At 43.0% G+C, this 24901-nt stretch carries 14 protein-coding genes; 6 read left to right on the plus strand and 8 right to left on the minus strand.

All coding sequences use genetic code 11. The features are described 5' to 3' along the window. Positions 1-383: 383 nt before the first annotated feature. The gene (gene topA / locus H524_RS14045) at positions 384-3134 is read left to right on the plus strand and encodes a type I DNA topoisomerase (protein WP_084281631.1); all 2751 of its coding nucleotides are present in this window, start codon (positions 384-386) and stop codon (positions 3132-3134) included. A 540-nt stretch (positions 3135-3674) separates the two neighbouring features. Then, positions 3675-4997 carry a hypothetical protein gene (locus tag H524_RS0103245; RefSeq protein WP_156907525.1) on the plus strand — a complete coding sequence of 441 codons (1323 nt, stop codon included), beginning with the start codon at positions 3675-3677 and terminating at the stop codon, positions 4995-4997. A 275-nt stretch (positions 4998-5272) separates the two neighbouring features. On the opposite strand, the gene H524_RS0103250 is transcribed toward H524_RS0103245, so the two are convergent. Beyond that, a complete protein-coding gene (locus tag H524_RS0103250; protein ID WP_027939187.1) occupies positions 5273-6133 on the minus strand; it encodes a hypothetical protein in 861 nt (286 codons plus the stop codon). A gap of 290 nt (positions 6134-6423) precedes the next feature. Here H524_RS0103250 and H524_RS0103255 point away from each other — a divergent pair, with 290 nt between their 5' ends. Continuing rightward, positions 6424-8331 (plus strand): AAA family ATPase, encoded by a 1908-nt coding sequence (locus tag H524_RS0103255; protein WP_027939188.1) that lies wholly within the window; start codon positions 6424-6426, stop codon positions 8329-8331. Between the two features lie 177 nt (positions 8332-8508). Here H524_RS0103255 and H524_RS14050 read toward each other — a convergent pair whose 3' ends face one another. From H524_RS14050 to purT, 7 genes are all read right to left on the minus strand, one after another. Further along, a complete protein-coding gene (locus H524_RS14050; RefSeq protein WP_044121370.1) occupies positions 8509-9363 on the minus strand; it encodes a hypothetical protein in 855 nt (284 codons plus the stop codon). A gap of 350 nt (positions 9364-9713) precedes the next feature. Then, a complete protein-coding gene (locus H524_RS0103265; RefSeq protein WP_027939190.1) occupies positions 9714-9911 on the minus strand; it encodes a DUF4250 domain-containing protein in 198 nt (65 codons plus the stop codon). 395 nt (positions 9912-10306) lie between these two features. Continuing rightward, positions 10307-11782: a glycoside hydrolase family 32 protein gene (locus tag H524_RS14055; protein WP_044121372.1), complete on the minus strand. Its 1476-nt coding sequence runs from the start codon at positions 11780-11782 to the stop codon at positions 10307-10309. Between the two features lie 433 nt (positions 11783-12215). After that, positions 12216-13484 carry an oligosaccharide MFS transporter gene (locus H524_RS0103275; RefSeq protein WP_052338883.1) on the minus strand — a complete coding sequence of 423 codons (1269 nt, stop codon included), beginning with the start codon at positions 13482-13484 and terminating at the stop codon, positions 12216-12218. A 1101-nt stretch (positions 13485-14585) separates the two neighbouring features. Beyond that, positions 14586-15440 carry a substrate-binding periplasmic protein gene (locus tag H524_RS0103280; protein ID WP_044121373.1) on the minus strand — a complete coding sequence of 285 codons (855 nt, stop codon included), beginning with the start codon at positions 15438-15440 and terminating at the stop codon, positions 14586-14588. A 1018-nt stretch (positions 15441-16458) separates the two neighbouring features. Then, the gene (locus H524_RS0103285; protein WP_084281633.1) at positions 16459-17298 is read right to left on the minus strand and encodes a substrate-binding periplasmic protein; all 840 of its coding nucleotides are present in this window, start codon (positions 17296-17298) and stop codon (positions 16459-16461) included. Positions 17299-18300: 1002 nt separating this feature from the next. Beyond that, positions 18301-19509 (minus strand): formate-dependent phosphoribosylglycinamide formyltransferase, encoded by a 1209-nt coding sequence (gene purT, locus H524_RS0103295; RefSeq protein ID WP_027939194.1) that lies wholly within the window; start codon positions 19507-19509, stop codon positions 18301-18303. A gap of 1363 nt (positions 19510-20872) precedes the next feature. On the opposite strand from purT, the gene H524_RS0103300 reads away from it, so the two are divergent. From H524_RS0103300 to H524_RS17260, 3 genes are all read left to right on the plus strand, one after another. Next, on the plus strand, positions 20873-22153 hold the full coding sequence (locus H524_RS0103300) for a 4-phosphoerythronate dehydrogenase (protein ID WP_027939195.1): 1281 nt from the start codon (positions 20873-20875) through the stop codon (positions 22151-22153). Between the two features lie 774 nt (positions 22154-22927). Beyond that, on the plus strand, positions 22928-24166 hold the full coding sequence (locus tag H524_RS0103305) for an MFS transporter (protein ID WP_027939196.1): 1239 nt from the start codon (positions 22928-22930) through the stop codon (positions 24164-24166). A 548-nt stretch (positions 24167-24714) separates the two neighbouring features. After that, positions 24715-24901, plus strand: a 187-nt coding sequence (locus H524_RS17260; RefSeq protein WP_027939198.1) for a helix-turn-helix domain-containing protein, incomplete at its 3' end; no start/stop codon positions are given.

Consider the following 24901-nt stretch of genomic DNA (forward strand, 5'->3'; position numbering starts at 1 on the left):
CATAAGCTGATATCGGTAAAGCCATAGTTAAAGCGTCAACGCTTAAAAGCGTGATACTCTAGGGCTACTTTTGCTCTTAGCTAAGTTTTTTTAGGTATGCGCTATGTGCTCAACTAATTTAGTGCTATCGTGCTTGGCTTTTTGACCTTTGCATCGAGAGCGTCTGTTGCGCTCTTATACTGACTGAGGTCACATTGGTGATGATCAAAGTTTTCACTTGCTTTGATGTGGCGTGGAAACTGATACAATCACCACGAACAGTTCTCGAGGGACCATAGGCATGAGGCCTTTGGGATTGCACCTCAAGGGTTCGGCTAGAAGGTAAGGTTTGTTTGGTAGCTTTATCTTATAGCTGTTCAAACTGTATTTTTAGGGGATAACTTATGGGTAAGTCGTTAGTAATTGTGGAGTCTCCGCACAAAGCGAAGGTAATCAATAATTACCTTGGCCCTGACTACATAGTTAGAGCTAGTGTCGGTCATATTCGCGATCTTCCGACCGGAGCCTCAAAAAGTACTACTAAGAAAGTAACTACTCGCACTAAGAAGACCGAGGCAGAAAAGCGTTCTGCGCTCTTTGAGCGTATGGGCGTGGATCCGCTTGATAACTGGAAGGCCGATTATGTGGTCATGCCAGAGAAGAAAGATGTAGTTAAAGAGTTAAAGAAGATTGCGTCTGAGTGCGATAAAGTCTACTTAGCAACTGACTTGGACCGCGAGGGTGAGGCTATTGCTTGGCACTTACATGAAGTGCTTGCGCCTGCCTGCGGTAAAGACACACAGTTTTGGCGTGTAAAGTATCCTGAAATTACACGTAGTGCGATTGCCAAGGCATTTGCCAACCCAGAACAGCTCAATATGAACATGGTCAATGCGCAGCAGACTCGCCGCTTCCTTGATCGTGTTGTAGGTTTCATGGTATCCCCACTGCTGTGGGAAAAGGTCGGCCGTGGCTTATCAGCAGGCCGTGTACAATCCGTTGCAGTTGAGCTGATTGTTGATCGCGAAAGAGCTATTAAGTCTTTCGTACCAGTTGAGTATTGGGAAATTTTCGCCAATACCTTAACTCCGAATAAAGAGCCTTTAAAGGTAAATCTTGCTGCCAAGGGCCGCTCTAAGATTGAGATGCATAACAAAGCTCAAGCTATGGCCGTGCTTGAGGACTTACGTAAGCAAGAATACAAGGTAGCTCGCATCGATTCTAAGAAGGGATCGGCACACGCTCCACCTCCATTTACCACCTCAACTCTGCAGCAAAGTGCCAATCAGCGCTTAGGTTTCTCTGTAAAGCGCACCATGGTTGCAGCACAGAGACTGTACGAGGCTGGTTTTATCACCTACATGCGTACTGACAGCGTTAATCTGTCAAAAGAGGCAATTGAGTCTGCCCGTGAGATCATTGCTGATAACTATGGTGATAAGTACTTACCTGAAAAGCCAAATTATTATCAGTCAAAAGAGTCTGCTCAAGAGGCTCACGAGGCTATTCGACCATCTCACCCTGAGATGAAGACTGTGCCTTCAACTGTTGATCGTGACGGTCAGCGTCTGTATCAGCTCATTTATGATCGCTATTTAGCCTGTCAGATGAGCAATCAGACTTACGAGTCTCGCGCTATTGTAGTTCAGGCTGGTGATTATCTGTTACGTGCTACTGGCCGTACTGAGATCTTTGACGGTTTCCGTCGCGTGCTTGGCAACAAGTCTGAAGATGTCATGCTCCCTGATGTAAAAGAGGGCGATATCCTTAAGCTTGAAGATTTAGTGCCATCTCAGCACTTTACTCAGCCTCCAGCACGTTTCTCTGAAGCTACTTTAGTTAAAGAATTAGAAAAAGACGGTATTGGTCGACCATCTACTTATGCAGCCATCATTGCTACTATTCAGGAGCGTGGCTACGTAAAGATCGAGCGTAATCGTTTCTTTGCAACCAAGATGGGTGAGATCGTTACCGATCGTCTGCGTTATAGCTTTGCAAACCTCATGGATCTGCACTTTACTGCATCCATGGAAGAGTCATTAGACGAGATTGCTGCAGGTAAGCGTGATTGGATTGCTAACTTAGATGAGTTCTACAAGGACTTCTCTGAGCACTTAAGCAAGGCCTCTTTGCCAGCTGATCAAGGTGGTATGCCAAATAACAAGGTCATTGAGATCGACATGATGTGTCCTCAATGCGGTAAGTACCACATGGCAGCTCATATGGGCAGAACCGGTACCTTCTTAAGCTGTATGGGCTATCACGACTCTTCAGTAAAGGCTGCAGATCGCTGCAAGTGCACTGTAAATCTTACTTATACTCAGGAGCAAACCATTCCTGAGGATATTGAGATGGATGAGGCTACTGAGGCTAAGTTACTGCTCAAATCCAAGCGTTGTCCTAAGTGCGGCGCTACTATGGATGCTTATCTCATTGATAAGAACCACAAGCTCTACTTATGCTCTAATGCACCAGGCTGTGATGGTTACATTCGTGAAGAGGGTGACTACTCACAAGAGGCTGAGGCTGCTTTAGGCCCAACTGTTGAGTGCGAAAAGTGCGGTGGCACCATGGTGCTCAAGGATGGTCGCTTCGGTAAGTACATGCAGTGTACTAATGAAGAGTGTAAGAACACCCGTAAGATCTTAAAGAACGGTGAAGTTGCTCCTCCACGTGAGGATGCAGTAGATCTGCCAGAGCTTACTTGCGAGGAGAACAAGGACTCTCACTATGTTCTGCGTGACGGTGCCTCTGGTATCTTCTTAGCGGCACATAACTTCCCTAAAGTTCGTGAGACACGTCCTGTCTTTGTTGAAGAGTTACGCCGCTTCCGTGACCGTATTAGTCCTAAGTTCTATTACTTAGCTGACGGCCCTGTGGTGGATAATGATGGCAATAGGACTCAAGTACGTTTCTCTCGTAAGACTAAGGAGCAATACTTAGCTTCTATTACTGACGAGGGCAAGCAGACTAAGTGGGCAGCCTATTACAACAAGGATACCAACTCATGGACTATCTCTGAGTTAAAGGCTCGTTCTACCACCACTAAGAAGAGCACAAGCTCAAGCACCACTAAGATGGCAGCTAAAGCCTCTGCTAAGAGTGCTACCAAGACTACAACTCGTAAGACCACCACTAAGAAGACTACTAAGTAGTACTAATTAAGGCCATACGAGTAATATCAAAATGCCGCCACCACCTGCCTATAAAGCAGTTTGGCGGCATTGTCGTTTTTAGCATCCGTCAAAAGCCAAAAGCCAAAGCAAAAGCCATAGTCACATGCGGCTCAAGCGAAAGCCCACAGCCACACGCGGCCAAGGCAATAGTCACATGCGGTTAAAGCCAAGTCAAAAGCCAAGGCAAAGGCTCGCGCATAGTCGCAAGCTCCAAGAGCTATCAAGCCTTCAAGGATCAAGCAAGTAGCAATAAAGCACGTAGGCAACTTAGCAAATGCAGCCAAGATCGTGGGTATCTTGCTTGGTAAGTCGCAACAGTTGGGAATTTTGCCGGCGGCTTTTGTATAATATTCGTTTGCACACCACGATACCAATCAGGATAGGTGCTCTCTCATGATGCTGCCAAAGCTAGGGAGAATAGGTATGCGTGCAGATTAACTGTCTGTACTACTTAGCAGCTGATGCTTGGTTTTTATGAAAAGGTGTGGTTTTCTTAGTTGTTAGTAGAGGGAAATTACAGTGAGTCGCAGTATGTATTATGCTCTGCCATTGCCTTTAAGTGCTCCGTCACTAATGGCCCGTATGGCAGGTTTTGGATTGCTGCGTGTCCCTGAAGGTCTTGGTTTAGATAGTGCTACCGTAAAGAAGATCATGCTGTGTAAGTACGCTCAGCATGCGCTTATCAAGCCAGCATTCTTGTTTAGACAAGATATTGATCCTAACAACTTACGTGGTGGTGTTAGCGCCCTTGAGTTTATCAATCAGGTAAACGAGCAAGTAAGACCACAAAGCGAGGATGATATTTTAATTACTTATGCCTCGCGCCACCTCTCTGCCTTCAATGGCATGCTGATTCAAAACTTTTTCTTGCCAGATGCGATGAGTCGTTTTAATTATGTAGTCGATCTCAAGACTGCATTAGAGACTTGCTATTACTTCGGCAACGTAAAAGTTAAAAACTCCAAAAGCCTCAATCAGGCCGCCAAAGAATTAGGCTTTACTGGCGATCTTACTAATCAGATGCAACGCATCGATGCTTTGTTCTATATCTACAATCATCTTCTTAGCCATGATCTTAAGATCATGAGTTTCTTACATGGCAATAGAGCAGTGCGTTTTGCTGAGCATGCGCCAGGTAAATTCTTAGTGCATGTAAATGAATCTGGCAAGCTGTGTTTATTAAAGGTCTTAAATCAAAGCGATGACCATCGTTTACTTAAGGTCTTAATTAGTGATGGCCGCTCAGTTAAAGTTCAATGCATTAACGTTGATTTAGCACCACTGCTTGCTCCATGTGGCATCTTAACGCCGCAGCGACAAAGCGATCTTGGCTTTAATCTAGCAAATGAGCAGGATCGTTTAAACAATGTAAGTTTTGTAGATTTGCTTGATGCTGATGAGAGCGACGCTGCTATAGTAAAGGCAGCTCCAGCTTATAGCGGACAAAGTTCAGATGAAGCTGAACTAAATGCCTATGCACATGCTGCAGCCATCTTAGAGAAGGATTTATCTTTTTACGATGCATACTTCTACAAGCTCTCATTGCCTGAGAGAAAAGTCTTTGAGCGTATGTCATCTCACGATATTAGGCAGGAAACTAATATCACGCATATTGCTGATCCTAAGAGTAAATTTGGCCAGCAGGTACTGTGCTATCTCGTTGAGAACTTTCCAAAAGCTGTCTTTGATGGTCAAATCGAGCAGTATCGTGACTACGTAAGCCATACTGTAGCTAAGCGTGCTAGCAGCATTAAAAATGATCTTTCCTTGCTCATAAGCAGCATCGATCATGACGACAAGAAGGCTGTTGAGCTCTTAAACCGCATCGCATCTTTCTTTTAGCTAGCAGCAAAAAATAATTACCCCCGCATCAAATCGCTAGCAGCTAGAAAAAGATACTCATCAACCCAAAATCGAGGGGTGTTGCGCGTAAAGCAGCTATTCGTAACGCAGCTACCAGATGCAAGTGGCGCTTAACCTTAGCCCCACCATAGCCTAGGATTCATGCCACAACTCCCACGCCATGGCATGGGAGTAAGCATCAGTTTGCTTGCAATGCAATTGTTTATAGAGTGCTCGAGCTATGCTCTATATAGCCATCAAATGCTGCAGGGTTTCTATCGCACTAAGTAGTTAGGCAGCCAATGAGGCTTCTTTCGAGCAAGAACAGGTTTACCATCTAATCCACCTAACGGCATGGTTGATGGTAGTTGTTGTCTGAAGACCGCAATAAGCTCTTCTGGGGAGTCAAGCTCACTGAATAAGTCTGGATCCTGTTGAACTGTCGGCATAGTCTCAATAGTACGTTCCTCACGTGGCCAAGTTGGCAAATTGAGCTTTCTAGAGGTACGCAACATTTCTGTACCCTCTTTGACAGTTGGGCGAAAGAGTTTGGTGCTGATACGGATCATCTTTAGCCAATCGGTCATTTCGATTTCGAGGTTGTATCTTAAAAAGTCGTTGGCATCTGTCTTATAGTGAGGGGCCGCAAGTAAGAAAGCATTTACGCTTGGTGCATTGAGTGCAGCTGGATCTACTTTAGCTTTTGCTTTTTTGCAGTTGATTGGATAGGCCTCTTTTAGTCTTTCAAGCAGAATTTCACGACAAGCACTTGAGTATTCTTTTTTGTGTGCCGATGCTTCTTCACAGAAGAACTCAAATGCATGCGCTGCAGCATTAGCTCTGAGGTGAGGGCCATAGAGTTCAAATTGATGCTTGTCTTTGTAGTATCCAAACAGGCCAAACAAATCTATAAACAAAAAGACAACCATGTCTGAAAACTGTGATGTTCTAAACAAAGTAGGCATGGTCATGGTGTGTCTTTGTACAGATAAATTTCTTTGCTTACCTGCCATTTGTTTTTCAAGTAAGTAATCTTGGCTTTCGAGCATAAACCTTATGAAAGGTATGCCAGGTAGCGATTTGGCAGCTTCAACTTTCTTAAGATAATCTTTTGGTAGATCGTAGGTATTGCGCATGGGGAGCCCTCTAAAAACAAAAGCTTGTCTAAGAATCCTAACACATAATCAAAGCAAGATAGCAGCGAACTAGGCATCAAAAATAACAAAAACCGCCGTACAACTAAGGCACAGGGCTTGTCAGTCACTCACCGGTAGGAGCGCCATATATCATTTCGCAGGAATTAGATATGCCTTGAATGAGTGGTGTATGATTAGACTACTAGAAAGCAGATAAGCCCATGGACTACTGTACTCATATCGTAGGCTAGGTTAAGTCTTTTTCTTTGATCAGTATCGAGGTGGATTCTATGACAATGCGTATTATAACCACAGGCGAAAGCTTGTCTTTTGCTCAACTGATTAATAAAACCATGGTCTATGTTGATAAAACTAGGCCTATATGTGAGATGGCCTCTACATACGCACAATATCTGCTCACTAGACCACGTCGTATGGGCAAAAGCACGTTAGTAGATACACTTGAGTATCTGTTCTCAAAAGGCACTGTAGGCACAGAAGGTCTCTACTGCCATGATCATTGGCCTGATCCTAATCGCTATTTCGTCTTTCACTTTGACTGGAGCAAATGTGTACCATCTTCTGTAGAGCAGTTTGAACACAAAGTTGGATTGTATCTCAACGAGTACGCATCATACTTTGGTATTACTATTCCTCAAAAAGAGTCTGTAGCATATCGCTTTGAATGTTTGATTAAATCATGCTTGACTAAGCTTAAAGATGAGGCGTTTTTAGCTGCGCATCCTGAATTAAAAGAAGGCGATCGACCATTTCGTAGTGATAGAATTGTGTTACTTATTGATGAGTATGACGCACCTCTATCAAGAAATTTAGATAATCCAGAGCTGTTTGAACAGCTGCTGCCAATCTACTCAGAAATCTTCGCTACTATAAAAAGTCTACGTTGCCTTCGTATGGTCTTTATTACAGGCGTAAGCTCGTACTCTCAAACATCAATATTCTCTGGAGCAAATCAGTTCATAAATATCAGTCTTGAGAGTGATTATGCAACCTGCTGTGGCTATACACGCGAAGAAATTGAGCACTACTTTGCTCCTGAGCTAAAGAGAGCTCAAGAGGTTACTAGCTTAAGCCACGATGAGCTTCTAAAGGCTATGAGCTATTTCTACGATGGTTATAGCTTTTCAGAAAATCCATCTGAACAGGAGCGTGTATTTAGCCCTGTTAGTGTCTCGTTATTTCTTAGATCTCCACACAATGGCTTCAAGAACTACTGGTCTAACACAGGAGCTCGATCATCATTTATACTCAAGCTGTTACAGCAATGTAATCATGCCATTGTTAACCAGCTTCTTAACAGCATCTATCAAAACGCAATAGATAAAAAGGCAGAGATAGATGCATCAATGGCTGATGTAATCGAGGGCCTTTTCCCAGTATTTAGCTTGGCAATAAATAATTCGGAAACAAATCAAGCTAACAAACAACTTCTATCTATTGATGTAGACAGCCTAATTGTCAAACATGACGATATTAAGGCCATCACCTTAGATAATGCTATAGCCATCTTGTTCCAATCTGGCTACTTAAGCATTAAGGAGGTTATAGACAACGTTGCATACTTGGGTTTAGCCAATCATGAGGTAGCTAACTCTTTAGCAACTCTTTTAATTAACGAACTCAAAAACAACCCAGAAGGAATGCCTGGTGTAAACCATAAGCTCTTTAGCTTGCTTAGTAATAAGAAAGAAGTATTTGAACGCCTGCATCAAGGCGCTAAGGGTATTGCTGATCTATTTAGCAACATCTTCAATTGTTTTGATCAAAAGATCTTCAAAGAACCTAATTACGAGGAAGTTCTTTCCTCGATCATAGGCTTTTCAATGATGTGCTCAGGATTTTATGCACAGCGTGAAGCCGCATCCCTATTTGGCTATGCAGATTTTGTGATTTATAAGCAAGAAAATGGTCCAATGGTGCCTGACGTGGTAATTGAGTTTAAACTAGCACGCTGTCGCGAGAATATCATCAAGAAGCTTAATGAGGGCTCTAAGCAAATGGTCGATCGCAAGTATGGCTTTAGCTTGCTTAACTCCGATCCGCATCGCTATTGCATAGTCATTAGCAATGCTCTTAAGCAAGTTGCAGCTGTCTCTAGGATTAACCGTGACGGCACTTATGCTATTGAGTATCAACACCCTGACATCAATGCCAAGGGCATTGCTAAACCAAAATAATATTAAGTGGCCGTTGCTAATCAATGGCTATTTTGAGTGAATGGAAACAAAAATGCCGCAGCATGACGAAATTTTGGTGTCATGCTGCGGCATTTTCATTATGGCCGCAAGGATAAATAAAGTTCATCCTTGAGGCGCAAGAATACTTTACCAAGGTCTTTATCGTAGAAGCTCTTGTTAGCGAATCAAATATTCAGGTAGATTGTGAGGTGGCTTTTGTGGATGAATCAGTTTGCCATGTTCATCTGCTAATGGAATATATGACGGAAGTTGACGTCTAAGCGTTTGCATAAGCTGTGCTTTGGTGTTGTTTTGATAAAGCTGTGGGGCTTGCTTAACCGTAGGCATGGTCTCAATAATGCGGTCACAAGGAGCAATTGGAAGATTGAGCTTGTCAGCGGTGCGCATCATTTCCTTAATTTCTTTCTTATTTGGAGCAATTAACAGGGTGTTAAGGCGGATAGCTTTCAGCCAATCAAGCATTGTGGCATCAGTGTTGATTTTCAAAAACGCGTTAGCATCTTTCTTATATTCAGGAGCTTCGCGTAAGAAAGCGCTAACACTTTTAGCATTGAGCACAGCTGGATTTACTGGTACTTTGGCCTCTTTGCAGTGAATTGGGTAAGCTTCATGCAATCTTTCTAGCAGAAGCTCGCGACAAGCACTTGTATATTCGCTTTTGTGTGCTGATGAATCCTCACAGAAGAAGTCAAATGCGTATGCTGCAGCGTTGGCTCTAAGAGCAGGGCCATAGATTTCAAATTGATGCTTGTCTTTGTAAAAACCGAACAGACCAAACAAATCCATGAATAAAAAGACAACCATGTCGGACATCAAGGATGTTCTAAACATAGTTGGTATGGTCAGTGTGTGTCTAATTATCGCTTGGTTGCTGTACTTGTCTAATGATTGTTTTTCGATTAAATACTTTTGCCCTTCTTGCACATATCTCAGGAAAGGTTTGCCTGGTAGCAACTTAGCTTCTTCAACTATCTTGATATAGTTTTTGGGTAGATCGTAGGTATTGGCCATGAATGTTCCTTGAACAAAGAAAAGCTTATCTTAGAATCCTAACACATAATCAAAGCCGCATGGCATTAGGCTAGGTCTCAAAAAAAGTAACAAAAAACCCCGTACCACTAAGGCACAGGGCTTGTAAGTTGCTAATGCGCTATCTGATAGCTAATGCCAACATAAGGCACTCTCGTGTGCTACGCAAGGCTTAGCTAGAGGTGCTATCTGCTGTGCTACTGTGCGCTAAGGCAAAAGCAGAGCGCATGCAAAAGAAAAGCGCATGCAAAGCTAAAGCTCAATCAAAGCCAAAGCTCATGCAAAGGCAAATGCAATGCTTTGACATGGGCAGGGCTATCAGCAACAGGCAATTAGCCTACAAATTGGTTTTGGTCGGCGTTGTACTTGTAGCCAACAGATGCAAGGCGTGCGCAAAGCTTTTCTTCACTGATCTCGTGAGTCTTGCACAGATCGTCAAGTGAAGAGCAGTCGTTACGCAGCTTTAAGTTCACTGCTGAAAGCAGAATATAAGGATCCATTGTCTCGAAGCGCTCGAGGATATTTGCCATAGTAAAACTCCTTCATCTGAAAGCTATCGTGCCATGAGCAATGGCTCATAGCGCTGTGTCAATTATGGCACAAAGCATCCTATTGAGCGCATCAAATGCGTTATTCTTTTAGTAATGCTGCAACTGCATCGATATCTAGCTGGTGCATAAGTCAGAAAAGCAAGGGCAAGTAATTGCAAAGATCTCTTAACGGTGCGTAAGTCAGAAAAGCAAGGGCAAGTAACTGCATCGATATCTAGCTGGTGTATAAGTACCATAGGCTAGGGAGTGATAGCAGATACTAAAATGCCCCGAGCTATGCCACTTAAGTGGTGGGCATCTCTCAGGGCATGTAGCTAAATGGTTGGATGGTATTTTGTCTATTGACTCAAGTTTCTTACTTGAGTTTCAATGCGTTACGCTTTCTTGAAAAGTGGTGCATTGAACATAGGGCGCTCTAAATCATAGACGGTAAGGTCTTTGAAAGTTGCTGCACCATTAGTTGCATAAGCAAAGATGGAGTGATCTTGACCAAAGAAGTTAGTGGTCATTGCATCGTGACCGTCATCGATAAAGACCTCGATAGAGGAGTTATCGATGAAGATCTGCAGCTTGTGCTCCTTATCAAAACTGATAGGAATAGAGCGGTAAGAGGTTGCATTTAAGTCAGTACGGAATAGGGTTAAATTCTTAGTCTGACGATCTACAAATAAGCGAATTGAGTGGCCAATAGCGATGCCATACTGCTCTGCGTTATTCTCAGATGGGTTGAAGCTAAAGGTAATCTCGGTAGCGCTATTGGTGCTTAAGGCTCTTACAGAAGAGTTTAATGTGCACTCTTGTTTAGAGAACTCGTACTTAGCTAAACGTAAGCTAGCAGCCTCACGAATAGGCTTTTGGTAGATATGACCATCCTTAATGGATAACTCTCGAGGTAAGGTTAAAGCACCTACCCAGTGATCTTGGTAGTTTAAGAATGGGAGTTTCCACATGTTGAGCCATGCAATGAGGATGCGACGACCATCTGGAGTGGCGGTTGACTGAGTGGCATAGAAGTCGTTGCCACGGTCTACCTCATATAATTTGGTATCTGGAGTGAAGTTTTTACCGTCAAAGGTACCAGACTGCCATGAGTTAACAGCAGGGTTTTGACGGTCGTAGCCATCTGGTGACTGACCCATAGGGGAGGTGGCTAAAACCCACTTGTCTTCAGATAACTTGAAGAAGTCAGGGCACTCATACATGAATGCATTGTCTTCGATGGTCTTGATGATGGAGACAAAGTCCCACTTCATTAAGTCCTTTGAAGTGTAGTGAAGGATTTCGCCCTCATCATTCTTGTTGCTCTTACCAAACACAACATGGAAGAGACCATCTTCATCCTTCCAAACCTTTGGATCTCTAAAGTGAATGATGCCCTCTTCAGGCTCAATTACTGCACCGAGCTTCTTGAAGTGAATACCGTCCTCACTGACTGCAATGGCCTGAACCTCACGGAAAACTTGGTCGTTGTTTGGATCAAAAACGTGATGACCAGTGTACATAAGGTAGAGCTTGCCGTCGTGCTCAATTGCAGATCCTGAGAAGCAGCCGTCCTTGTCGTAATCTTCTGATGGAGCAAGGGCGACCTCTTGGTGCTCCCAGTGAATTAAATCAGTTGAGGTTGCGTGACCCCAATGCATTGGGCCCCACTTAGCATCGTAAGGGTAGAATTGATAGAAGATGTGATACTTGCCTAAAGCATAGCAAAAGCCATTTGGGTCGTTGATCCATCCATAAGGAGCAGCTAAATGGAAGTGAGGGTAGGAACGCTTATTTACTTCATGTGCATGTTCAAGGATAAATTGGTTAGCCTTGGCAAGTGCCTCTTGATGTTTGGTTTGATCTAACATGACGATTCCTTATCTGTCTTTGAGTGCGCAGATACTACTTATAGTTAAAGCTCAATGAACGAGTGCTGAGAGTAGTTTTAACCTGCTTGAGCAAGTATGACTTTGAGCATTTTGGATAAGTTTTAGCTACAGTCGTAGCGCAATAAGTAAAACTTTTTAGCTAAGTAAACTTAACTACATACAGCTTTAAGACCGCTTAAATTCCGCAAGATGGTTTTGCAATTTAGGATGCTACCCGAGATATTGTGTATTTGGGTAGCTATGACGTAGTAGTTTTAAATAGTTTGTTTGATTGTTACTATTCTTTAAGTTAGCTGCGTCAAGGTCTTAGCCGTGCAGAACTTTTTAGCAAGGACTCGTATATGCTTATTTGATGAGACTGTAATTGTTTTGCTTGGCAGCAACAAGGCAACGAGTCCTGTATAGCTACTTCTTAGATATTGCTCTCTGAGGTGCCCTCAAGAGTCTTATTGGACAGCAAGAAGACTGACAGCACTGTGCATACAAGTACTAAAGCTGACATAAGTAAGTAGGTGTCTCCAAAACCAATAGTATCGTAGAAATAACCACATACTGGAGCTAGGGCAGCTGAAATGATCTGGCAGACCATAACGTTTGCAACTAGGTATACTGTTGCTGACATAGCTGGGTTAAAGCGAGTAGTGATGTACTTAAATAAAGAAACAATTAATAAAGGAACTTCAGGTGCGTGCAGAAGCTTAACTGCTGAGATTGCTAGTGGAGTGTCAACTAGACCTGAAGCACCAATACGTACGAACATAATGGCACCAGCTAAGAGTAAGCCGTTTTTAGCGCCAATCTTGTTAACGATGAATGGAGCTGCAAAAGTGAAAGCTGCCTCTAAGAAAACCTGAGTGGAGTTTAAGAAGCCGTACATACGAGCGCCTTCAGCAGCATCTTCAAATTTTGATACGAAGAATACTTGGAACTGCTGATCGTAAACGCCATAGATAGATGCGCCGATCATGTAGATGATCAAAGCCCAAAAACTACCATGCTTAGCAATACGGCCTAACTCTTTAAATGAAGCCTTTTGCTGATCATTGGTCTCATAGTTTTCAAGCATATTCTTGGAGTAGGAGTTTGCGGTGTTTAAGAACACCAGTAAAGCCAAGAAGATGACACCAGCTATTGAAGAAATAATGAAGTTATAGTGTGGGTCGATGTTAATTAAGATGCCTGTGATGGCAACAGCTGTGGCCCATCCTAAGGCACCAAAAGTCTTAACGTGACCAAATTCAAAGCCTGCAACACGACCAAAACGCTCAGTATAGGTCTCTAAAGCGCCAATGCCAGCGTTAAAAGCAAAACCCATGTACAGACCAATTGCAATACCGCCGAAAATTACATTAATGGTTAAAAGCGGCTCAACAATAAAGATGTAGTAAGGTCCAGCTAAGCAAAGTAAAACACCTACAAAGGCAAGTAGATGGCGGCGTAAGATGAGCTTGTCCTGTAACATGCCATAGACAGGTGATAGGCATAAAGCAGTTACAGAGAATACAGCATAAGCAAAGCCGATTTCAGAACCAGAGAGCTTGAAAAACTCCTTAAGCCATACAGCAAGTAATGAGTAACAGCCTGCCCATGAGATAAAGAAGAAATACATCATTAGGGATAAGATGTAGTACTCTTTTCCCATAGAGCGCATAAGTGCTAAGAATGAACGCTTATCAGCCATCTGAAAAGTCCCCATAAACCAGCTACAAGATCATGGCATTAAAAGCTTTGCAATAAAGCATTTTGCTCTGACAAACACTAAGTTAAGATTTTGTATTCCCTTTAAACTCATTAAGATGAGTAGGGTGTAAGTGAATGCAGGCTTTGCCATGTTGTTAGTGTGTTGCTAAGAGCAAGCTCTAATTGAGTTGCCTTACTTATTTCACATGTATGCTACTTTTAGAGCACACTGCACAATACACAAACTAATATCAGCACTTGTAAGTTTTGCATATTTTGCAAAGTGCTGCAATATATGAATATAATGCAAAAACTTTTCAATGCTTGCAAAAGTATTTCATAAAAGCTAACTCTACATCACACTTTTACAAAACATTATTCCAACTGTTAAAAACCAAAATGGCTAGCTATATAAGGTGAATTTGGTACATAAAACCCTTATATAGCCTCATTTTTAGCAGGTAGGTAACGCTAAGTTTAAGTTAAAAATATTGCCAACTGGTTGATATCGGATTTAATGCAAATTTTGCATAAATTTGCAAATAGCAACAATTCCTCTCAAATTTAGATTAGTAAAAACAGACTAAAACTCAGGGACGTGGCTGTTAAAAAACTCATGTATACCGTGATTGCAAATATTGCATGCAAAAATTTGCTAAGGTCAATAACACTACAGATGCATGCCAACTGCGATTAAAGGAGCTAGCAATACGTATGGATGAAGTGGGCTAAAGGCGCTAACAAGTCAAGGAAGGCGACGAGTAAAACAGGGCTAAGTAATGTCTACTCATGGCTAGATAAGAAAGAGTAATAGCTCATAGCGCTGTGTCAATTATGGCACAAAGCATCACCAACGGCTTAAGTGATGCATTTTTCTTTTAGGTAGCTGCCATCTACGAGATAGCTACGCACCAAAACAATTACACATGGCATGAACATTAAGAATCAGCATGGCGCAGCTTGTTTAGGCAAAAACAAAACAGCCCGAAGACTAACAGCAAAGCTACTAGAACATTCGGGCTGCAATGATCTTTTGATTACTCTAGCTAAGATGAGCTAGGGGCCTAAGGTAAGTTTTTAGGCTGTATCTTCAAGACGAGTATTATTCGATATCTACTGAGTCATTGTGTGGGTTGAATATGGACATATCACCTGCATTCCACTTCTCTAAGATGCGCTGCATGGTACCATCATGAATAATATCAGTGAGAGTCTTGCTAATAATGTCAGTATAAGGTGAGTCCTTGGTTAACACCATGGCATACTGTGAATCTTCACGACCAACAGGGCCTTCTGGAGTTACAGCAAATTCTTCAAACTTCATGTCATTAACAAAGCCGGCAAGTGGTGGACGGTCAAAGAAGATGCCGTCAAGATCACCAGAGTAGACCTGGAAGTAAGCCATGATAGTGTTTCTATAGCCAACTGGAGTTCCGCCCATTCTTTGTACATAGCTTGCAGAAGTAGAGCCCTCAGAAATACCAATACGCATACCCTTCATGTCTCCGACGTCCTTAACATTTGGATGACGCTTTGGGTTGTAGAGTAGGCCTAAGCATGAGGCATAGTAGACAGGGGTAAAGTCATAGATCTTTTGGCGCTCAGCAGTCTTAGAAATACCACCGATGAAAATGTCAGCTTTTCCAGCGCGAATACGTCTGAATGCATCTTCACGCTCTTGAGCGTAAATACGATCCTCTTTGAGCTTAAAGCCTAAGCGTCTTTGCATTTCATAAATGACGTCAATATCAATGCCTTGCGGATGGGTAATGCTGTCTTTCAAAAAAGCTTGAGGAGCACCAAGCGGGCTAACTAAAACAGTAAGGGTTACGTTCTCAAGTTCGCCAGCAGCTTGTGCTGGTGCTGAGGCAAAAATGGCGCTTGATGCCATTACAAGAGCAATCAAGCCGTGCTTAAGGTGCATACTTTGGGATTTGAAAAAGTGTCCAATCTTCATGGTAAATGCCCAATTTATCGCCCGTCATAAGCATCAAGAGGCGGGGGATATACTTAAATGACTAGCCTTGCGTAACGAGAGACTTATTTGCACGAGTTTTGTGGCTTGAAGATCGCAACTAATCACAATAAGTTGCCCCTCAAATCAACAAGTGCAAAGCTGTGCCTACTAAAGTTAGATCAGCAACGATAATGCGTTTGCTGGCTTCTATCGTCAACTTAGACGAAGTACTAAGACTATGTTGCACTCAGCTCATTCCCATCTTAGAAGAATGTACTAAGACTATGTTGTGCTCAGCTCACTCCCATCTTAGAAGAATGTACTAAGACTATGTTGTGCCCAGCTCACTCCTTTCTTAGAAGAATGTACTAAGACTATGTTGCGCTCAGCCGACTCCTATGTTTGTCAGCTTAATCTATCACAATAGCATTTGATAATTACCATCATTTTAAATGCGATACATATCTAGCTTTGCAAAAGTTGCTGCGCAAGACTTGCGTAAATTTGTTGATTGACTGAAGAGTGGTATAAATATGAGCTTTTATGCTGTAATGATTGTAACTCAAATTGTCTTAGCTGGGGTTTAATCTAGATACTGAACTTTACAGTTTTTCACTTGTTTGGTGCATTTGAGACAATAGAACAGGATCAGAGCAATTTAAGCAAGAAACGTCTTTTGCAAAGCCATCTGATTGCAGTCGTAAATTTGATAAATATCTGGTCTAAGCCTTTAAGTTATAGGCAATTATTCAAAAGCAGTAGTGCTTGCGGGAGTATTGAGTGCAGTGGTGCTTGCAGGAGTATTGAGTGCAATGGTGCTTGCAGGGACTATTTGACGCAGTACTGCTTGCGGGATCTATTTGACGCGGTAGCGCTTGTGGGCTTAGTTAAGGTGCGTTTAGCAAGAGAAAAACAAAACAGCCTGTATGTATTGAGATTAATCAATACAATACAGGCTGTTAGTTGGCGCAGTAGATGTGCGCACATATGTGATAAAAACGTAAGCTTGTGTTGTGGCTTAGTAGTTTTCTGAGTTTAAGATGGACATCTCAGGTGTTTCCCACTTTAAGAGGATCTTGTCCATAGTGCCATCATAGATCATCTCAGAAATGGTCTTGCTGATGATCTCAGTATATTTAGAGTCCTTTGGCAGCATGATGGCGTACTGAGAGTCAGCACGACCAATACGACCTTCTGGAGTGACAGCATATTCAGCAAAATGCATGTCGTTAGCAAAACCAGCAAGTGGTGGACGGTCAAAGAACACTCCATCAAGATCGCCAGTGTAGACTTGGAAGTAGGCCATAATTGGGTTAGAAAAAGGCACAGGAGTGCCGCCCATTCTTTGTACATATGCAGCGGAGGTTGAGCCTTCGGAGACACCAATCTTCATGCCCTTCATATCGCCAACGTCTTTAACGTCTGGATGACGCTTTGGGTTGTATAAAAGACCTAAGCAGGATGCATAGTAAGCAGGGGAAAAGTCAAAGATCTTTTGACGTTCTGCAGTCTTTGAAATACCGCCAGCAAAGATATCAATACGGCCAGCTTTGACACGTCTAAAGCCATCGATACGCTCTAAAGCGAAGATACGATCTTCTTTGAGCTTAAAGCCCAGACGCTTTTGTAACTCATAGATTACGTCCACGTCGATGCCATATGGATGGGTCATGCTATCTTTCAAGAAAGCCTGAGGTGAGCCAATTGGATAGATTACTGCAGTAAGAGTTTCGTTAGATAACTCACCTGCAGCTTGAGCTGAAGAGGATGCAAACAGAGCAGTTGATGCGAGCATAAGAGCGATAAAAGAGTTCTTAATACGCAATCCTTTGCTTGTGAAAAAATTACTGATCTTCATAAGAATTTCGCACTGTCAAATGAAGCATCTCGTTATACGCATAATGCTACAAGCAATCATCAGGTGCGATGACACTTACCTATTTGCAATACGAGAGGCTTGGTCGTAAGAATACAAACATCATTGGGCGTAAATTCATGATTAGAAGCGGCCCAAACTCAAAATGAGTAATTAAATGCAAGTACACTGACGTAAGTTGAGGCTCAAGATAAGTCTTAGCTCAACGTCAACCTAAGTAATAAAGGAAGTGCCGTGATCTATCGAAGGTCAAAGCGCTCCTATGTTTGTAGCTATAACTCTACCATAGGCATATTCAGAAAAAGAAAGTCAAAATTCCAAATTATGAAGTTGAACTTGATATTACTTGCCAAAACTATAATTTATATACTCTATATCCATGTATAGATACCGCAAAATTTTAGACATAACTCCAGCCTTTGCGATACATATGCGTTTTTAGCATGAGAACTGGGCATTGTGCCTACTTGTATCGAAAGACCATTTTGGTGCAAGCAAAGCATATAAAATTGTAAAACATAACCGTATGAGAGACATGCAAATAGCACTTTTAACTTTGTATTCCTTGCTATTTATTAACTAACAAAGCGCTATGTTTCGTTTGCGGCGAGATAAATGAGGTAGCTTAATTAGCAGCGCAATAAGAGTAGTGATCATGCGGTTAGACGTCTTATGAAGATAAACTTCTAACAGCCAATTATCCTTTATGGCTATGAAAGCTGCTCTGATTTCTTGTGTCTCGTATTGTGGTGTTAATGGTGCGGTGCTTAAGCTTGATGTGCTGTTGGAGGCAGGTGGTTGTTATGCAAAGGGCAATCGTGTAACAGTTGCTTAGATTGAGCGGTTGATGTCTACCGCCATGAAAGGGATCGGCAAAAAGGGCAATGAAAAAGCCCAAAGACTTTAAGTGGATGGCACTGCAGGTCTTTGGGCTTATTTATCTTTGCCTAGCATATTTTGCCAGGCTTGTAGCTTGGAATTAGATTATTCCTTGGAGATGGTGATCTTGATTTGATCACGCATTGCCTTAACCTTGGCAAGAGCATCTTGTGTATCGGTAGAACGAGCTAACATAACGCCAAGACGACGCTCACCCTTAACCTCTGGCTTGCCGAAGATACGAGCAGCAGCATGAGCGCCACCTGCACGTAAGGCATCCTCAAGGCCTTCATAGTGAATAGCAGTGCCTTCGCCTTCAGCTAATACAGCTGCAGATGCTGATGGAGCGAGGAAGGTGATCTCGCCAACTGGCAGACCGAGTAAAGCACGTACGTGCAGAGCAAACTCGCTTTGATCCTGAGATACCATGGTAACCATGCCAGTATCGTGTGGACGAGGAGAGAGCTCAGAGAATAATACTGGGTGAACAGCACCTGGGCAGATAAAGAGCTCAACGCCGAAGATACCGTGACCGCCTAAAGCGTGAACTACGCTGCGAGCAATACGCTCAGCCTCGAGCTGGATGTCCTCAGGAAGAGAATCACCCTGCCAAGACTCGTGGTAGTCACCATTTACCTGGTGGTGGAAAATTGGCTTGCAGAAGTGGACACCATCGATAGCGCTAACGGTAAGTAAGGTAATTTCCTTTTCAAACTTAACGAAGCCCTCAACGATAACCTCAGCCTCGCCACCACGACCTTCGGTGCAGGCCTTGTTCCAGCATGGCTCGATGTCAGCTTCGCACTTAATGGTGCTCTGACCCTTACCAGAGGAGGACATTACTGGCTTGATGATGCAAGGGTAGCCAACACGGTTGATGTTGCGCTTAACTTCATCTAAGGACTTAGCAAAGAAGTATGGAGAGGTAGGTAAGTTTAACTTCTCAGCGGCTAAAGCACGGATCTGCTTGCGGTTCATGGTGGTGAAAGCAGCCTTAGCGCTAGGAACTACGTGCAAGCCTTCGTTTTGCTCCATCTCCATGAGAAGCTCAGTGGCAATAGCCTCAATCTCAGGGATAACGTAGTCAGGCTTAACACGCTCAATGGCCTCACGCAGAGCCTGTGGGTCTTTCATGTTCAGCACGATCTTTTCATGAGCAACCTGCATGGCAGGGGCGTTGTCGTAGCGGTCACAAGCCACAACATGAACGCCGAGGCGCATCAACTCAATCGCAACTTCTTTACCGAGCTCGCCAGAACCTAATAACATGGCGGTGGTGGAATGTTGGGTGGCTGTATCAAGCTTAAAAGACATTACTCTATCCTTGGATTGGAACCGATGGGTAATTTGGGATAAGTGCAAGCTATGAAGGCAACAAGTCTTAACTTCTTTGCTTGCTTGTTGACTCAATGATGTCACTAAAGATGTGTGAAAATTGAGTGTGTGTATTATACAGCACCGATTTAAATGCGCTCTTAGAATAGTCGCTCATTTTTGTCGATAAGAAGTGCCAAGCTATTTTTTCAGCTCACTAAGTTTCACGAAAGTAGATAGTTTGGGCATCTACAGTCATCAGCTACAGGACAAGTGGTAAGGCATGATTGCTTTTTGTACTGATAGTCTGTGGCCCGTCACGGTGCGTGGCCGTTTAATGGCGTGCTTTTGGAGTAAAATCAATTCTTGCGTGTGTGAAAAACCGCCACTTTAGCCATGCATAATATGTTTTGGCACCCAAATTGGGCCAATGACAGCACTTAAAAACCATGGCCATTGAGCTTGCTTAAGCTTGCTAAAAGGCTAGCTTCAGCTACAAGCAAGCGTAGCCTATGATCATCCTTAAGATATGATCTAGCACGAGCTAATGGCAGACGTAGGCTATGCGTAAGCTTAAGATATTATCTTTTGCCAAATTTAGCCTTACAAAGCAATTCAATTGCTGAGCTCCTTAGTGCTATAGCATTAGTTTGACCAGGCTTAATGATGAAGCTTAGTTTTTCTTGCGTTAGTTAGCTGTGCTTACTTGTTTCATAAGCAAGATATAGATATGCCGCCTTGTTCACATTTTGTCTTGAAATTTAGTGAGCTAGGGCAGCAATTTTTAGTTTATCTAGACTTATTTCATGAGTTAGCTCGCGCAATTGACCTTACATACTTGTCATCTAGACACAATAAGTGTGACAATGAGGCCATTATGATAAGTTGCCAAAGGCGCACCCTTTGGATCAAATAAAGGTAGGGGTTTAAAACCCTATACGAATTAGATTAAGCAGCGGCCAAGAGGACGAACGCTTCAGCTCGCTGTTAAAACAAGGCATTTTTAATGCTTTGTTTATAATGCATGCTTTAACCAATCAAACAACACAATTTGGGCTCTTAAAAAAGAGTCAGTTCTTAATGTTGTAACCATCGGATGCAACTGAAGAGCTATTTATATAAAAAACAATCAAACAAGCTAAGGGGTTGAGGGTATAAGTTGCTCTAAACTTGAGGCAGTGCAAACTTAAGATTAGGCTTATACTAATAGGCCTATTTCTGAACGAGCAGAGCTAGGTCTAATCCAAGGACGGAAGCTTTAGTTCATCTTTGTACAAAACTTAGCAACTTGAATACGGCCACCATGTCCAAATAGGACGCATAGCTATGAATAGCTATTTAATGGTGCAATGAGGAAGTGGTCATGTTGAAAATACTGGCTGATCAGGCAATTCCAAATGCAAAGCAGATCTTTTCTGCTTTTGGCGATGTAACTCTTAAATACGGTCGCGATATTGTCGCTGACGATCTTAAAGGAGTTGACGCACTGATCGTACGTTCCGTAACTAAAGTAGATGATGACCTGCTACGTCATGCAGACTCTTTGAAGTTTGTTGGAACTGCTACCTCTGGTATTGACCATATCGATAGAAAGGCTTTAGAGAGCCGTCAAATCGAATTTGCTGCAGCGCATGGCTGTAATGCTCGCTCTGTTGCTGACTATATTCTGTCAGTATTGATGGTACTTGCCCAAAGATACAACTTAGACTTCTCTAAAATGTCACTTGGCATTGTGGGCCTTGGCCACGTCGGTACTCGCGTATATCGTCGTGCTCAAGCTTTAGGCATGAAGATCGTCTGTTCTGATCCACTTAGAGCTAGTCAGTTCAGATCTATTCTTGAGTCTATGCAAGGCAAGGGCGATCCACGTTACGGTGGTGTCGATGAGAAAGTTGCCTCACTGCGCATTCTCTCTGAGGGCGATGACTTTTTATGCGATATCGACCTTGCTGATCCCGAGCTGTACGATCATCCACTTGAAGAAGCACTTGCTTGTGACATCGTCACCTTACATGTGCCATTAACTCACAAGAGCATCGAAAATCCTTTCCCAACCCACCATATGATTGGTGCTGAGCAGCTTGCAACCTTGCATGAGGGCCAAATCCTCATTAATACTGCTCGCGGTGGTGTTATTGATAACAAGGCTTTATACGATCTCTTATCTCAAAAGCCAGGCTTTATTCACGCATGGTTAGACGTGTTTGAAAACGAGCCTGATATCTTAGTTCCAGAGCTGATTCCTTTGTTAGAAGGCTGTACTGCACACATTGCAGGCTATGCTTTTGAGGCTAAGAATCGTGGTACTGAGATGGTTGCTCAGGCCATGATTGAGCGTTTAGGACTGCATACTGACTTTGAAATCCCAAGTGCTCCTGCTGATATTGCCTCAATTGAGCTGAACAAGAACGCTCCTGTTACTAACTCACTGTTAAGTCGCTTAGTATTCAGCGTTTATGATGTACGCAGAGACGACAGCTTATTTAGAACTCAGTGCTATAACGGCGAGACTTTTGACTTCCTGCGTAAGCACTATGAAGAGCGTCATGAGCTTAAGAAGGTAGTCGTTAAGTGCGCAAGCCCAGAGCAGGTACGTAAGCTTTATCACTTAGGCTTCCAAATCCGTACTGCAACTGGCTCCTAAGCAAAATTTTCACATCTTTCCTGTCCTTAGCTTCAGTCTAAGGACAGCTACCCCGCCTAATACTCTTAATTGCTCCATACCACTTGAGATGCACCATCGCATCAACCAAGCAAAGTTCAGCATTTGAATCTCTCGTCGCCAATATCTTTGCCGCATCCATCAAGCCATCTTCAGCCACAAACTAGCCATAAACTTGCCATAATAGCCACGCCATCCTCATAAATGTTCACATCTTGTAGGCCTTAAGCTGGTGTTGCCAATTGCACATGTCTTTGCAACTTAGCAACTTAAGCAATTAGACCATTTCAAACTGAGCTCTTTAAGAGCTAAGTTTCGCAGCAGCACTTTTAGTTGCATTGGGCGGCCAAGCTGACAGCTACTAACTCTAGCCATAACTCTAACGCTATCCATAACTTCTCGCTGCTAACTCGAAACGGCGTGGTGCTAGTAGTTTGTTGTGAACTGCAAACTGCGAGCAGCGTGCTGCTTTAGGCTAACTGCTAACTGTTAACTGCTAAGCGCCATCTGCTTTTTGCTACGCAGCTAGGCATATGCTATCTGCTCTAAGAAAGTGCGTTTGCCTGCCTCATGCAATTGCTTGTGCGCACCATGTTAGCCTGTAATTAAGGGTAGATGCGTATCTTTATCTATAGCCAAACAGATGCAAATCAGCATTTTTATCGAGCTGATATACTTGTATATGAGGTAGTGACACCTATTTGTATTGGGATGTGGTGTCATGCGTGAGTATGTTTGGATTTATTTGAGCTAAATATGAGTCTAAGTGAGAACCCAACTTTGGTTGAGGATGATGAGATCCGCCGTAATGCTGCACGCTTTTCGATGCAGATGCTTTTATTAGTGTGTTGTGCCCATTGCTGTAATGATTTAATTCAGGCGGTTATCCCAGCTACCTTGCCGTTGTTAAAAGAAAACTACATGCTGACCTTTGCTGAGGTCGGCTTGATTACCATGGTTGTTCAGATTACTGCTTCGTTACTGCAGCCAATGGTAGGTTGGGCAGCAGATCACCGCTCATTTAATCAGTCTCTTACCGTAGGCATGGGCGTGACCTTTACAGGCTTGATTGCTCTTTCAAATGCGCATAGCTATGAGATGATCTTAATCTCAGTTGCCTTTATCGGTGCTGGCTCTGCTATTTTCCACCCAGAGGCAGCACGTCGTGCTCAGCGTTTTGCTAATGGTCGACCAGGTCTTGCTCAGGCTGTGTTCCAAGTAGGTGGTAATGGTGGTGCAGCCTTTGGTCCTTTAGCTGCAGCTTTGATCTTGACTCAATATGGTCAGGATGGCATTGCTCTGTTTGCCGCTTTTGCAGCTGTAGCCATGATCTTGCTCTTCTACATTGGCCGTATGAGCTTAAAGGTACCAGCTGGCTTAAAGTCTCCAACTGAAAAGAGTGCCTCTACCACGCCACTGTCATCTATCTTTAGAGGCGCAACTGGCAAGCTCTTCTTACTGCTCTTTGTTTTAATGTTCTCAAAGATGGTCTTCACCTCATCTTTGAGCAGCTATCTTACCTTCTACGTAATTGAGAAGTTTGGAGTATCCGTATCTGTCTCACAGTATGTGCTCTTTGCATTCTTAGCTGCAGCTGCTTTAGGCACAGTGCTCGGTGGTCCATTAACTGACAAGTTTGGTCGCCGCCGTATTATCTTCCTGTCTATTGTGGGTGCTGCTCCATTTGCCTTAGCCTTGCCATATGTGAACTTTACCGGCGTGATCATCTTAACTATCATCGCCGCTATCATTATTTCTAGCGCCTTCTCAGCTATCTTAGTGAGTGCGCTGCATGCAGCCCCTGGTCGTACTGGCTTAGTTTCAGGTGTGTTCTTTGGCTTTGCCTTTGGTCTTGGTGGTGTCATCACCGGTGTCTTAGGCGTAATTGCCGATCACATTGGTATTGAGGCCGTCTTCCAATACACCACCTTAATGCCGCTCCTTGGCATTGTAGCCCTTGCTCTGCCAAAGACCATCAACGGCCGCCCACTCTAAGAGCGCCGCATCTTAGAAAGGACTCACTGCTCTAAACCAACAAACAAGGCCATCATTAGATGGCCTTGCTCGTATTTAGATACAACATCAGCACTCATCATAAAAAGCAACATCACAGATACAGATACCTTACTCCACACTAACATATGCAGTAAGTTACAGTATGCATATGTCCAATCTACCGCCACACCATCAAGGCCCATTGCAAACAAGACCACCGAGCAAACAGGCTCATAGCAAACAAGCCAGCCGAGCAAACAGGCCCTTAGCAAACAAGAACACCAAGCAAACAGACCATTACACATTAAGCCGCTGAGCAAACAAGGCCATTATCAAATTAGGGTGTACAGAAAACAAAGCGCCTTTGCCAAAAGGCCATGAGCAAATTGTTGTGGGCAATGTTTTTTTCCTGCACAGTGACAGTATGAATTTTCTGCTATTTTTGTGAGCACTATCACGATTTTAAGTGCATTTTAAAAATTTTTCTTTCGTTTTAGCTTTTTTTTCTATATCTTACTGGCCCTTATTACATTTGCCATTAATAGTTTATGATTAGTGAAAAGCAACAATTAAAGCTTAGAGAGCTCCATGCAGATGGACATTCAGTGAAGGACATTGCTGAAACTCTACAAATATCTCAGCCTACTGTCCGCGCATATTTGAAAGACAAAAACAGAGGAGTGGTAAAGAAAGAAAGAAAATCTAGAGCAAGACTACTTGAGCAAGCAGATCAGA

It is taken from the genome of Anaerobiospirillum succiniciproducens DSM 6400 (genome assembly GCF_000482845.1).
GTDB lineage: Bacteria > Pseudomonadota > Gammaproteobacteria > Enterobacterales > Succinivibrionaceae > Anaerobiospirillum > Anaerobiospirillum succiniciproducens.